The sequence below is a fragment of the Vogesella mureinivorans genome, from assembly GCF_007644035.1.
In the GTDB taxonomy this organism is placed as follows: Bacteria; Pseudomonadota; Gammaproteobacteria; order Burkholderiales; family Chromobacteriaceae; genus Vogesella; species Vogesella mureinivorans.
Genome location: NZ_VMTV02000536.1, coordinates 1 through 253, shown reverse-complemented (window position 1 = coordinate 253; position 253 = coordinate 1). Strand labels below are relative to the sequence as shown.

Genomic DNA, 253 nt, shown 5'->3' with positions numbered 1-253 from the left:
AAGTTGGGAGTACAACAAGCAGCCGTGTCCAAGCTGGAGTCGGCACTTAAAAACCACGAGTTAGAGTCGGTACTGAACTATTTGCATAAATTGGATGCAGACTTGCTGGTGGCTGTCAAGCAGGAAGATGAACTTTATCAGGTCAGCGACAATTCTGGGATGGTGCTGGTAGACGTACCCATTAAAGTCCAAGAACTGGCTGCCTCAAAAGGGATGAGTCTGCGCGATTATGTTCAGACAGCGATAAGGCGCT

Annotated in this window: 1 protein-coding gene; it reads left to right on the top strand. The window is 48.2% G+C overall.

What is annotated here, in order from left to right:
- Nucleotides 1–24: 24 nt before the first annotated feature.
- Nucleotides 25–253, top strand: a 229-nt coding sequence (locus tag FLQ44_RS14420; RefSeq protein WP_206208895.1) for a hypothetical protein, incomplete at its 3' end; no start/stop codon positions are given.